This is a genomic window from Marinomonas dokdonensis, from assembly GCF_052747885.1.
This window is the reverse complement of record NZ_JBRAND010000001.1, coordinates 312,450-325,495: the sequence shown is the minus strand read 5'-3', so window position 1 is coordinate 325,495 and position 13,046 is coordinate 312,450. Positions and strand designations below refer to the sequence as shown.

General features: G+C 44.2%; 10 protein-coding genes. 5 read left to right on the top strand and 5 right to left on the bottom strand.

Annotation, left to right across the window (positions count from 1 at the left end; translation table 11 throughout):
• Positions 1–82: 82 nt before the first annotated feature.
• Genes ACUM5Y_RS01480 through ACUM5Y_RS01465 form a run of 4 tightly spaced genes read right to left on the bottom strand, consistent with a single transcriptional unit; the run spans position 83 to position 4,852 of the window.
• The gene (locus tag ACUM5Y_RS01480; RefSeq protein WP_445975076.1) at positions 83–1,042 is read right to left on the bottom strand and encodes an ABC transporter permease; all 960 of its coding nucleotides are present in this window, start codon (positions 1,040–1,042) and stop codon (positions 83–85) included.
• Positions 1,043–1,100: 58 nt separating this feature from the next.
• Complete coding sequence (locus tag ACUM5Y_RS01475) at positions 1,101–2,600, bottom strand: sugar ABC transporter ATP-binding protein (RefSeq protein ID WP_445975075.1); 1,500 nt, start codon at positions 2,598–2,600, stop codon at positions 1,101–1,103.
• A 10-nt stretch (positions 2,601–2,610) separates the two neighbouring features.
• Positions 2,611–3,786, bottom strand: coding sequence for a Gfo/Idh/MocA family protein (locus tag ACUM5Y_RS01470; RefSeq protein ID WP_445975074.1), 1,176 nt, complete (start codon positions 3,784–3,786; stop codon positions 2,611–2,613).
• A gap of 1 nt (position 3,787) precedes the next feature.
• Positions 3,788–4,852, bottom strand: a complete 1,065-nt coding sequence (locus ACUM5Y_RS01465) for a sugar phosphate isomerase/epimerase family protein (RefSeq protein ID WP_445975073.1) — start codon at positions 4,850–4,852, stop codon at positions 3,788–3,790.
• A 517-nt stretch (positions 4,853–5,369) separates the two neighbouring features.
• Between ACUM5Y_RS01465 and ACUM5Y_RS01460 the strand changes: the two genes are divergently transcribed.
• Positions 5,370–6,059, top strand: coding sequence for a hypothetical protein (locus ACUM5Y_RS01460; RefSeq protein ID WP_445975072.1), 690 nt, complete (start codon positions 5,370–5,372; stop codon positions 6,057–6,059).
• Between the two features lie 66 nt (positions 6,060–6,125).
• Here the strand turns inward: ACUM5Y_RS01460 and ACUM5Y_RS01455 are convergent, their stop codons facing one another.
• Positions 6,126–7,022 carry a LysR substrate-binding domain-containing protein gene (locus ACUM5Y_RS01455; RefSeq protein ID WP_445975071.1) on the bottom strand — a complete coding sequence of 299 codons (897 nt, stop codon included), beginning with the start codon at positions 7,020–7,022 and terminating at the stop codon, positions 6,126–6,128.
• A 114-nt stretch (positions 7,023–7,136) separates the two neighbouring features.
• On the opposite strand from ACUM5Y_RS01455, the gene ACUM5Y_RS01450 reads away from it, so the two are divergent.
• The 4 genes from ACUM5Y_RS01450 (at position 7,137) to ACUM5Y_RS01435 (ending at position 13,045) form a co-directional block, all read left to right on the top strand.
• A complete protein-coding gene (locus ACUM5Y_RS01450) occupies positions 7,137–8,489 on the top strand; it encodes an aspartate aminotransferase family protein (protein WP_445975070.1) in 1,353 nt (450 codons plus the stop codon).
• Complete coding sequence (locus ACUM5Y_RS01445; RefSeq protein ID WP_445975069.1) at positions 8,470–9,324, top strand: beta-keto acid cleavage family enzyme; 855 nt, start codon at positions 8,470–8,472, stop codon at positions 9,322–9,324. Before ACUM5Y_RS01450 ends, ACUM5Y_RS01445 begins: the two co-directional genes overlap by 20 nt.
• Before the next feature lie 69 nt (positions 9,325–9,393).
• The gene (locus ACUM5Y_RS01440) at positions 9,394–10,362 is read left to right on the top strand and encodes a TAXI family TRAP transporter solute-binding subunit (protein WP_445975068.1); all 969 of its coding nucleotides are present in this window, start codon (positions 9,394–9,396) and stop codon (positions 10,360–10,362) included.
• A gap of 82 nt (positions 10,363–10,444) precedes the next feature.
• Positions 10,445–13,045 carry a TRAP transporter permease gene (locus ACUM5Y_RS01435; protein ID WP_445975067.1) on the top strand — a complete coding sequence of 867 codons (2,601 nt, stop codon included), beginning with the start codon at positions 10,445–10,447 and terminating at the stop codon, positions 13,043–13,045.
• Position 13,046 lies beyond the last annotated feature (1 nt).

Below are 13,046 nucleotides of genomic sequence, written 5' to 3'. Positions count from 1 at the left end.
CTCCGTATTACAGGTTTAGATAATTAAGATGCTTTGTGCATCTTGGATACTTGTTTCTCTTGTCATAAGAAAAACTAAGCGGTTAACGGTCACCTTTAAACTGCACGAGTACAGCGATAAGAATGACTAAGCCTTTCACCATGCCTTGTAGGTAAGGTGAAATGCCCATTAAGTTCATCATGTTATTGATAATGCCGAGAATGATGGCGCCGATTACTGTGCCCCAAATAGTGCCTTTACCACCTGTTAGGGCAGTTCCACCAATTACTACTGCGGCTATGGCGTCGAGCTCATAAAACAGTCCCGCGTCTCCTGGACTGACTGAATTTAGACGAGAAGCCAGTAGTACTGCGGAGATACCAACCGAGAGACCCGCAATTAAGAAGGTAAGAAAGTAGACCCAACGTACTTTTATGGCGGAATAGGACGCAACTTTGGCATTTGAGCCGACAGCGCATACATGGCGGCCAAAAGCACTGTGTTTAAGTATGATGTGGTAAGCGATGGCGAGTAGGATAAAGATCCATACAGGGTAGGGGATTGCCCATAGATAGCCACCACCGATATCTGAAAAGTGAGGGTTTTCGGAAACCATTTCTCCTGCATCACTAATATAAAGCGTCATGGAGCGAAAAATCGACATGGTTGCTAAGGTAGCGATAAAGGAAGCGACCTTACCCTTGGTGATTATGATCCCGTTTATGGCTCCGAACATTGCTCCTAATGCAATCGCCGATGATACCGCCATGGCTACTGCCCACCAGCCATCGCCAACGCCATTGATGATCATTATGGATAAGACACCTACTAAGGCGACCATTGATCCTACTGATAGATCTATCCCCCCGGCGATAATGACGAAAGTCATTCCTAACGCAATAATGCCAGTATAGGAAACTTGTCTTAAGACATTGGTGATATTCCGAGGCATAAGGAAGTGTTCACTGGCTATAGATGAAAATAGCACTAGCAAAACTAAGGCGATAAATGGCGCATAGGTGGCCAAATCCAGCCGTCTTACGCGTGTAAGAATCAAAGACATGAGTAAACCTCTTTTATATTGTTGTTATTTTGAAAATGGGTATTGGCAAGTCTGCTTATTAGCCGCTGGCGGTCTGCTTTAAGCCTGCGGCATACAGCATGATCTCTTTTTCATTGATGGCGTCGCCGGTTAGCTCACCCATGATTTCGCCAGATCGCATAACAATTACGCGATGGGATAAGCCCATCACTTCTTCCAGCTCAGATGAAATGACAATGACTGAAACGCCTTGCTCCGTCAGGCTTTGAATAAAGTGATAAATTTCTTTTTTGGTATTCACATCTATGCCACGGGTAGGCTCGTCGAGGATAAGAATACTGGGTGAGGTATCCATCCACTTTGATAGATAGACTTTTTGCTGATTACCACCACTTAAGTTAATCAGGTTGGAGTGAATAGAAGCCGCTTTAATGTCAAATCGATTAACATAGTCACGAGCAACAGACTGCTCTTTTTTATGCTGAATGAGACCTTTAACATAGGCTTTTAGTGAAATTAGGGTGATGTTTTTGGGAATATCAAAGTTCATGATTAATCCCTTACCCTGCCGGTCTTCAGACAGGTACGCTAGTTTATAATTCAGCGCATCTGAAATGTTCTCAATCTGTGCAGGTTTACCAAAAATCTCTAGGTCACCACTGTCTTTTTTTCTGAGGCCCATGATCGCCTCAGCCGTTTCTGTTCTACCCGCACCGATTAGCCCAGCAAAACCTAAAACTTCCCCTTTTTTGAGGTGAAAGTTGATGTTTTTAAGCACACCTTTAATAGAGAGATTACGAACGTTTAAGACATCTGTTTGTTGATGTTCGGATAGTGGAGGGTAGATTTGATTAAGCTCCCTACCGACCATTTTTCGAGCCATATCCTCTTCATCAATATCTTTCACATCATCTACGCTGACAAGGTGACCATCTCGTAAGATCGCAAGGCGGTCACATAGAAATTTTACTTCTTTCAGCTTGTGAGAAATAAAAATAATCGTCACGCCTCTTTGTTTCAAGCGATCAACTAAGGCAAAGAAAATCTCCACTTCGTGATCGGTTAAAACCGTTGTTGGCTCATCCATAATGAGAATTTGCGAGTCATTCACTAGCGCTTTCGCAATTTCAACCATCTGTTTCTCTGCCACACTCAAGGTTTCAATGAGGGCTTCTGGGTTGAGTTCAGTCTTTAGCTCTTCTAGTAAAGATTTTGCTTTATTACGCATGGCCGTTTTATCTAACCAGCCTCTGCGTTTAATCTCATTGCCGAGAAAAATGTTCTCAAACACATTCAGAGTACTAATAAGGTTGAACTCTTGAGGGATCATCGCTATTCCCAGCTTCTTTGCATCCGTCGCTGATTGAATATTGACTTCTTTGCAATTAATTTTGATGTCACCTGCGGTTTTCGTATAGATGCCACTAATGATTTTTAATAGAGTGGATTTGCCTGCTCCATTCTCACCCAAGATTCCTAGTACTTCACTGCCATAAATATCTAGCGTAATTTTATGAAGTACTCTTACGCCAGAAAACTCTTTTACTATGTTGTGAATTTGCATGATTGGCTCATTCATTTTGTTACCCTCACTCATCACTTGTAGTTTCTGTTGGTGAGAGAGGGCACCAAGCGCCGTTATTCTCTGAAGACGCTAACACAGCAGATATAAACTTCATGCCTTCTACCCCGTCGTCAACACTAGGGATTAGACCCTGAGCGGTATAGATGCTTGTACCACCTTGGATGGCTTCAATGGCGTCGGCAATTTCTAAATAAAGATTGGCAAACCCTTCGAGGTAACCTTCAGGATGGCCTGCTGGAACACGCGTCAGTGCTGCTAGGTGAGGGCTTGAGCCATGGCCCGCTCGGGTGATGAGCTGCTTAGGTTCGCCAAACTTGGCTAACCAGAGTTGATTTGGGGACTCTTGGCACCACTCGATGCCTGCTAACTCGCCATATACTCGGATTTTTAGCGCATTTTCATTGCCTGGAGCGACCTGACTTGCCCACAACATACCCTTGGCACCATTGCCAAATCGCAGCATGGTATGTACGTTATCATCCAGTCTTCTTCCTGGTACAAACGCCGTAAGATCGGACGCTACACTCATGACGTGTTGACCACTAATAAAGCACGCAAGATTGAATGCGTGAGTACCTATGTCACCTAGGCAACCCGCTTTACCTGACTTCTCTGGATCCGTGCGCCATTGGGCTTGTTTATTATCCGTTGCTTCTGCTTTATCCGTTAACCAGTCTTGAGCATATTCCACTTGAATGACACGTAAATCGCCTAGTATTCCAGTATCAACAAAGTGCTTTGCCTGACGTACCATAGGGTAAGCTGTGTAGTTGTGAGTAAGGGCGAAAAATACCCCTGATTCAGCTACAAGTTTTTGAAGCGCTTGTGCTTCCTTTAAATCTTTAGTGACGGGTTTATCACAGATCACATGGATTTTGTGTGTTAAAAAACAAGCAGCAACTGGGTAGTGCATATGGTTGGGTGTAACGATAATGACGGCTTGAATACCGTCTTCACGCAGTGCTTCTTGTTCTGCCATTTCCTGATAAGTCGTGTAACTACGATCTGGACTAATACCAAGATTCAAAGCGGAACTTAGTGCCCTTTGAGCGTTAGAAGAAAGTGCTCCAGCAACCAATTCAAAGCGATCATCAATGCGACTAGCAATACGGTGTACAGCGCCTATAAAAGCCCCATCACCGCCGCCAACCATACCAATACGAATACGTTGATGACTCATGTTATTGCTCCTCCTTTAAACCTAATATTCTTCGGTTCATAGCTTGGTCAATCCCACTGCTGGCAAAGTCATCAAAGGCACGTTCTGTTACCCGAATAAGGTGATCGTTGACAAACTTCACGCCTTCAATAGCACCTGCTTCAGGGTGTTTCATACAACACTCCCATTCAATGACAGCCCAACCGTCAAAATCATATTGGGTCAGTTTTGAAAAAATGCTTTTGAAGTCAACTTGACCATCACCGAGTGAACGGAAGCGGCCAGCTCTATCGATCCAGTTTTGATAGCCGCCATATACTCCTTGACGACCTGTAGGGTTGAATTCGGCGTCTTTTACATGAAACATTTTGATTCGATCGTGATACAGGTCGATGAACTGTAAGTAATCGAGTTGTTGGAGCACAAAGTGTGAAGGGTCAAATAAAATATTGGCTCTTGGATGTTGCTTGACTGCATCAAGAAACATTTCAAAGGTCACACCGTCATGAAGATCTTCACCGGGGTGGATCTCATAACAAACATTGACGCCGCAACGATCAAACTCATTTAAGATAGGCAGCCAGCGTTTGGCGAGCTCTTCAAAGCCTGCTTCAACTAGGCCTGCTGGACGCTGAGGCCAAGGATATAAGTAGGGCCAAAGTAGTGCTCCTGAAAAGGTTACATGATTTGTTAAACCAAGATTTTTAGAAGCTTGAGCAGACTTTAATAATTGGCTAACAGCCCATTCTTGTCGAGCTTTGGGGTCGCCTTTGGCTTTGTCAGGGGCAAAGCCGTCAAACATATCATCATAGGCAGGATGAACAGCAACGAGTTGTCCTTGCAAGTGAGTCGAAAGCTCGGTAATGACCATGTCATGCTGAGCGAGAAAGTCTTTTAGGTACTGGCAATACTCTAGGTCGGTTGCGGCTTTATCTAAGTCAAAGATGCGTTCATCCCATGTAGGAATTTGCACACCTTTGAAGCCGATATCTGCCGCCCATTTCACAATATTCTCAAAGCTATTAAAGGGGGCTTCATCGCCTGCAAATTGGGCTAAAAAAAGGGCAGGGCCTTTCAAAGATCGCATAATATTAACCTCATATTTATTTTTATTGGGCGGAAAATTATTTGCTGTAATCGATTACATATTTTTAAGTTTTGTTACATCGCAGAGTATAGTGAAAAGCCTTTTTATGTAAACGCAGGCCGGTCCTGCCTTGCTATGGAAGCCCCTAATTTACGCTTGAAAAACCTCAAAAATCACAGTTTTTTGAAGCACTATTATGTTTTTTTGTGATGGTCAATGGGTGGTTTTATGGCTTTCAAAGCCTGTGTTATTTGGACTTTTAGGTGATATTTTTTTTACAGAAATATAGGGGGTTATCATTTTTTGCTTTTTGTAAAAAAAGTGATTTTGCATGCAATTCAAATAGGTTTTATTAACCTCTTATAGAGAGTTAGGCTGAAAATTATTACAAAATGGCAAGCAAGGCCTATCAAAATCGTGAATATGAGACGCTATTATTACAGGTGTGCTATAAAGTCTCGTAACTACAGGTTCTTCGAAAATCTTAAAATTGCAAAGAGTGGATAGGGTAATCATCATGGATTTTGAACAATATAAGCAGCAGTTACTGACTTTTAATGAAGGGCGTTTTGAGTCGATACAAGCAAGTTATGATGCGATTTGCCAAGCCCAAGATAAGCTTATTGAAGCTTTAGTCGAGCAAGGGGCAAGCATCAAGGGGTGGAAAGTGGTGGAAGATGATGGGTTATTTATCATTTCACCTATTTTTGATTTTCAGATTTTTGCCAGCCATGGGGCTAAGCTACCGGAAACTGAGCTGATGGGGATGGAGGTGGAGATCTGTTATCAAAGCTATGTACCTACTAACCCAATGGGCATAGAGCCACTGTTGGATAAAGCTGAGCCATTAGTGGCGGCAGAAATTATGCGCCCTAAGATCAATTCAGACAGTTACCAATCCTGCGATTTTTATTATAACTATGGCATTGTGGTATCCCACATTCCCTTGGCTGGGGATCAGTTTTTCCTTGAAAGTGGCAGTGGTGAGGTATTTGAATACAGTACTGAAGGGGCAGAATTTTTTGAGGCTAAGTTAGCCATTCTGCGTAAAGGTATTGAAGAGTGCATGCGTCGTGGCTATGGCCAAGAAGAATACTTCTTTATGACAGGAAGTCTGAACGGTTTAATTTCTTTAGATGACGCGAGCGGTGTGAATCGTTTGGTTCATCAAGCCAATACTATGTTTGAATTTACCATAGAAAACTAATGCTCAAGATATGAGTGTTACGCTACTAGGGCCTTGTTCAAAGGCCCTTTTTTTGTGTCTAAAACCTTAGTTTAACTCCTTTATAAACCATTCTAGTAATGCTTGGTCAATGCTGGCTTGTTGGCGATAAAAGGGGCTTAAGAAATAAAAACCAAAGCCACTTTCATAGCGAATATCCAAGGGGTTGATAAGCTCTTTGTTTTCTAATGCTTGGCGGGCAAACAATTCGGGCACTAGGGCGATACCTTGCTGTTGCTTCGCGGCTTCTAGAGAAAGGAAAAAGTGCTCAAAACCATGACTATAAATGGCACCGTTAAGGTGATTACTGTCTCCTTCTATTTGATGAGCTAAAAACTGAGGCCATAATTGAGGCCTCGTAACATGAGTGATCAGAGGGTGTTGCAGTAAATCACTAGGGTTATGAACAGGGGCTTTAGCCAGTAAGTTTGGGTGGATTACTGGGACAAGAATTTCTTTGCTAAGCAAGCATGAGTTCTCATGAGTCAATGAAAGAGGCAGGCAGCGAATGGCGATGTCAGCACTGTTTTGATGAAATTGAAACTGACCATCTCCAAGCACGATTTGTAAGGTTAAATTCGGTAGCTGGGCAGCGAGTTTATCGAGTCTTGGAATGAGCCATAAACTGGCTAGAGAGGGAATTAAATTCAGTGTTAGCTGTTGATTGTGGTGATTTTGCTGTTGTAATTGGGCGCTGGAGCTATGAATGGTTTGTAAGGCATTCATGATGCTGGGCAAATATTGTTTGCCCGCGTTGGTTAAACTAATACCATTGGCATTACGATCGAAAAGAGCCGTTTGTAAGTGCGCCTCCAATAGTTTTATTTGTTTGCTGATCGCCCCTTGGGTCACACATAATTCTTCTGCGGCTTGAGAAAAACTCAATCTGCGTGCCGATGCTTCGAACGCTTTGAGCGCGTTTAGTGGAGGAAGTTTGCTCGCCATGACCAACCCTATTACTTTTTTTCATGTGGCCAGAGAATATATCGTTTGTTGTTGGGGGTAAAGAGCCCTTAGATTAAAGGCTCTTTCGGTCAATAATTACCCATGAGCCCAGCTATGACCCATATTTTTCAACGCCACTGTCATGCCCAATTGCCCATCGCTACTCGAGGCGAAGGGGTGTATCTCTTTGATCAGCACGGTAAAGCCTATTTAGATGCCAGTGGTGGCGCGGCTGTTTCCTGTTTAGGTCACAATCATCCAGCTATTAAACAGGCCTTACACCAACAAATTGATCAGTTAAGCTATGCTCATAGTGGCTTTTTTCATACTGAAGCTTCAGAGCAATTGGCGGACCGCTTGGCGAAACTCGCCCCGGGGGATTTAAATCATGTTTACTTGGTGTCTGGAGGCTCCGAAGCGGTTGAGTCTGCGCTAAAACTTGCACGCCAATATTTCGTAGAAGTAGGCCAACCCCAGCGCCAGCGCTTTATTTCACGTCGACAAAGTTACCACGGCAATACGCTTGGAGCATTAGCGGTTGGTGGCAACGCCCTACGCCGAGAACCTTTTTCCCCCTTACTCATGCCAGTGGAGCATATCAGCCCTTGTTTTGCTTATCGTGGTAAAAGCCCAGAGGAAACAAGTTTTGACTACGGTCAACGCATGGCCAATGAACTGGAGGAGCGATTATTAGCGGTCGGTCCCGAAACTGTTATCGCCTTTATTGCAGAGCCAGTGGTTGGCGCTACAGCTGGTGCTGTGGCGGCCGAACTGGGTTATTTCAAACGGATTCGCGAAATCTGTGATCAATACGGAGTCTTGCTGATTCTGGATGAGGTTATGTGTGGTATGGGACGTACTGGTAGCTTGTTCGCACAAGAGCAAGAAGACATTGTGGCCGATATTGTGACCATTGCAAAAGGCTTGGGGGCAGGTTATCAGCCTATTGGTGCCATGATTGCCAGTTCAAAAATTTACGATGCCATTGATCAAGGCTCAGGCTTCTTTCAACACGGTCATACTTATATGGGCCATGCGGTAGCGGCAGCCGGCTCCCTTGCGGTGTTAGATATCATTGCTCAGCAAAAAATCCTGCAAGGCGTTAAGCGAGCAGGTGATCTATTGCAACAATCACTTACAAACAAATTAGGTGAGCATGAGTTTGTCGGTGATATTCGCGGGAGAGGGTTATTTCGCGGCATTGAAATCGTCAAAGATAAGGGCAGTAAAACGCCATTTTCCATTAACAGCCGACTACACACAAAAGTGAAAGCAAAAGCGATGGAGCTTGGATTAATGTGTTACCCCATGTCTGGTACTTGGGATGGAGATCAAGGGCATCACATTTTGTTAGCCCCTTCTTTTATTATTAATGACGATGAAATTGAAGTGTTAGCGGAAAAAATGGCGGCTACCATAAATTCTGTTACACAACAGGAATATAAAAATGAAAAAAACTATGCCTGATATAGGTGACATTGAAAATAAAAACCTTATTATTGTCGCCCCAAATGGTGCACGTAAAACAAAGAAGGATCATCCAAATCTACCTTTAAGCCCAGAAGAGCTGGCGGTTGAGGTGGAGAATTGTGTTGCACAAGGTGCTGCAATGGTGCATTTGCATGCTCGTACAGCACAAGGGACTCACTCTCTTGAGGTGGAAGATAACCTTGCCGTTTATCATGCTGTTAAGCAAAGGCTAGGGGATAAGGTGATTATTCAGCTGACAACTGAAGCGGTGGGTATTTATCGCCCAGATCAGCAAATGGACTTAATCAGGGCTATAGAACCGGAAGCGGCATCGTTTGCACTCGTTGAGTTAATACCGACGCAAGAATCTGAAGAAATTGCAAAGCAGTTTTTTCATTGGCTTACATTGCGCAATATAACTTCACAATATATTGTATATTCACCAGAACAATTATCATATTATTTGGACCTAAGAGAGCGGGGCATTTTACCGGCTGAACAGCATCATTTATTGTTTGTATTAGGTCGTTACAATGAAAAATTAGAGTCAGAACCTAGTGATCTAGACCCGTTCTTAGAACTCGTGAAGCAGTTAGATGGGGTTCGTTGGGCTGTATGTGCTTTCGGATCCAAAGAGCAGGAGTGCTTGTTAAAAGCCGCTCGAATGGGTGGCGATGTGCGTATAGGGTTTGAGAATAATCTTTACAGCACAGAACAGGCTCTTGCGGACTCTAACGCTTCACAAGTGAAAGATTTGGTGACTGCTCTTAATCGTGAGGGTGGCACTGTAATGGATGTTGAGACAGCAAGGAAGAACTTGTTTTCCGCATAAGCACTGTTAAAAAGTGTATTCAAAAGTAGGCGTTTAGCGCCTCAAATAAAAAAACCAAGGGGATAACCTATGAAAAAGCTTAAATCTGCATTGTTAGGTGCTGGTATTGCTACCTTATTTACAGCGGCTGCACCTGTTCAAGCCCAAGAGTTCATCACGATTGGTACAGGTGGTGTTACCGGTGTTTACTATCCAACAGGTGGTTCTATCTGTCGTTTGGTTAACGCATCGCGTAAAGACCACGGCATCCGTTGTAGTGTAGAGAGTACAGGGGGGTCCATTTACAACATCAACACCATTCGTGAAGGCGATTTGGACATGGGTGTTGCGCAATCAGACTGGCAGTACCATGCCTACAATGGCACAAGCAAATTCAGCGACAAGGGCGCATTTAAAGACCTACGTGCTGTCTTCTCTATTCACCCAGAACCTTTCACCGTTGTTGCTCGTGCTGATGCCGGCATCAAGTCATTTGATGACTTAAAAGGTAAGCGTGTGAATGTGGGTAACCCAGGTTCAGGTCAGCGTGGTACGATCGAAGTTCTAATGAAAGAATACGGTTGGACAATGGGTGACTTTGAACTTGCTTCTGAGCTAAAAGCTTCTGAGCAGTCTAAAGCACTTTGTGACAACAAAATTGATGCGATGGTTTACGTAGTTGGCCATCCAAGTGGTTCTATTAAAGAAGCAACCACTTCTTGTGACAGCGTGATCGTAAATGTTGCCGGTAAAGAAGTAGACAAGCTAGTGGCTGATAACTCTTTCTACCGTACAGCAACTATACCAGGTGGCATGTACTCAGGTTCTCCTGAAGATGTACAAACCTTCGGTGTTGGTGCGACATTTGTAAGCTCTACAAACGTTTCTGACGAGCTTATTTACAATGTTGTAAAAGCTGTTTTCGAAAACTTCGAAACTTTCAAAAAGCTACACCCAGCTTTCGCCAATCTTAAGAAAGAAGAAATGGTTAAAGATGGTTTGAGTGCTCCGCTTCACCCAGGTGCTGTTAAGTACTACAAAGAAGCAGGCTTAATGTAATCCGCAGCTTTTAGCGCATTACATTAAAATAGCAGGGGCATAAATGCCCCTGCGGTTTCCGAATCGCATTAGGATAGCTTTTATGACTTCAAAACATTTATCCGATACCGACGCGAATAATGAACAAGCAACAAATGTAGCCGATGAGTTTCTAAGCTCCGAAACCGGCAGTCGCCAATTCCACGGTAAAATGGCGACCATAGTTACAGTTGTTTTGATTGCTTGGGCTGCCTTCCAACTTTGGTATGCCTCACCATTACCTTTTATTTTCAATTTTGCTGCTTTCAATGAAGATCAGGCGAAATATATACATTTAGCGTTTGCCACATTTTTGGCCTTTTTCCTTTTTCCTGCCTCTAAAAGCTCTAGCAAGGATTCTGCTTCGATAATAGACATACTGTTGGCGTTAGCCGCCTCCGGTACTTGTTTATATCTATTGGTCTTTCGTAATGAACTGGCCACTCGTATGGGGGCGCCCACCACAGCGGATGTCGCAGTAGCTGTGGTTGGTGTGATCACTCTATTAGAGGCGACTCGTCGCTCTTTAGGGCCGCCATTGGTGGTGGTTGCTGTTGTCTTTTTGACTTTTACTTTCGCTGGCCAACACATGCCAGAGGTTATTTCCCATAAAGGTGCAAGTCTAAATAAAGTAGCGTCACACCAGTGGATTACCACAGAAGGTGTGTTCGGTGTGGCGATTGGGGTTTCAACAGCGTTTGTATTCCTTTTCGTTCTACTCGGTTCTTTGTTGGACAAAGCCGGTGCGGGTAACTACCTGATTAAGGTATCTTTCTCACTGCTTGGCCACATGCGTGGCGGCCCTGCGAAAGCAGCGGTTGTTGCCTCTGGGTTAAGTGGCATCATTTCTGGATCGTCCATTGCTAACGTTGTAACCACGGGTACTTTCACCATTCCATTGATGAAACGGGTGGGTTTTCCTGGTACCAAAGCCGGTGCAATTGAAGTAGCGGCTTCGACGAACGGTCAGCTTACGCCACCTATTATGGGGGCTGCGGCCTTCTTGATGGTGGAATATGTGGGGATTCCTTATATCGAAGTCATCAAGCACGCTATTCTTCCGTCTATCATTTCTTATATTGCTCTTGTGTACATAGTGCATCTAGAAGCGCTTAAGTTGAACATGCAGGGTATTGAACGTCTGCATAAGCCTACGTTCGCTCAGCGTATGTTGTCTTGGATGAGTACCTCGGTGATCTTATTGGTGCTGGGTATTGTCGTATATTACGGCTCAACCATACTTGAATCTCTGTTAGGTGGGGCAGCAACGTTAGTCATGCTGGCGGCGATTATCGCAGCGTATTTTGCTTTGGTTAAATTGTCTGCTGCTTACCCTGATTTGGCGGATGATGAAGCCAGTATCACTTTGGATAAGTTGCCAGAAACTCGTCCTACTGTGTACTCAGGCTTGTATTTTGCCTTGCCAATCGTGGTCTTGTTGTGGGCGTTAGCTGTTAAGCAATATTCACCTCAGCAGTCTGCCTTCTACTCGGTTGCCTTCTTGATCGCTGTGGTACTGACCCACAGACCAATCAAATCTTGGTTCCGAAAAGAAGAGAATTGGGCGTCTCAGTTCAAGGTGTGTTGGAACGAATTTGTTGACGGCATGATCACTAGCTCACGCAACATGGTGGGTATTGGTATTGCCACTGCTGCGGCAGGTATCATAGTCGGCACGGTAACCCTCACAGGTCTTGGTCAGATGATGACGGAATTTGTGGAGTTCATTTCTGGGGGCAACCTGATACTGATATTAGTGTTTACCGCTATCATTTGTATCGTCCTTGGCATGGGGTTACCCACCACAGCTAACTATATCGTGGTATCCACCTTAATGGCGCCAGTTATCGTGTCTTTAGGTGCTGAAAACGGTCTAGTCGTTCCGCTTATCGCCGTGCACTTATTCGTGTTCTACTTTGGTATCTTAGCGGATGACACGCCTCCAGTGGGACTTGCGGCCTTTGCCGCAGCGGCGATCAGTGGTGATGATCCGATTAAAACCGGTATTCAAGGTTTTATCTATGACATTCGAACGGCAATTTTGCCTTTCATGTTCATCTATAACACTCAGTTACTCTTGATCGGTATTGGCTCTTTTTTTGATCTGGTACTTACAATTGTCAGTGCGATTGTCGCCATTCTTGTGTTCTCTGCAGGTACACAAGGCTACTGGTTGGTGAAAAGCCGTTTGTGGGAATCTTTAGTATTAGTTTTGATCGCCTTCTCTTTATTCCGTCCAGGGTTCTGGTGGGATATGGTTTACGAGCCGAAAACCCAACTGCCGAGCAGTGCTTTGGTAGAGCAAATTGAAGGGCTGGAAAACGGCGGCTTTATTCAATTGCAGGTAGAAGGTATTACCCTTGAGGGTGATGAAGTGAACAAAACGATACCTATTCAGCTAACCAATGCTGCCGGTGACGGTAATGCACGTCTACAATCTTTGGGGCTTAACATGAGCTACATGGATGATATTTGGACGGTGGATTACGTGGACTTTGACAGTCCTGCGGCCAAAGCAGGAATTGATTTTGGTTGGCAAATCACGGGTATCGAAGTGGAATCTGATCGTCCGCCGAAAGAATTGGTATTTATACCGGCTATCTTGGTGCTACTGCTGATTCGCAAGTTACAGCAAAAACGAATGGCCAGCGCCGCAATAGCTTAGG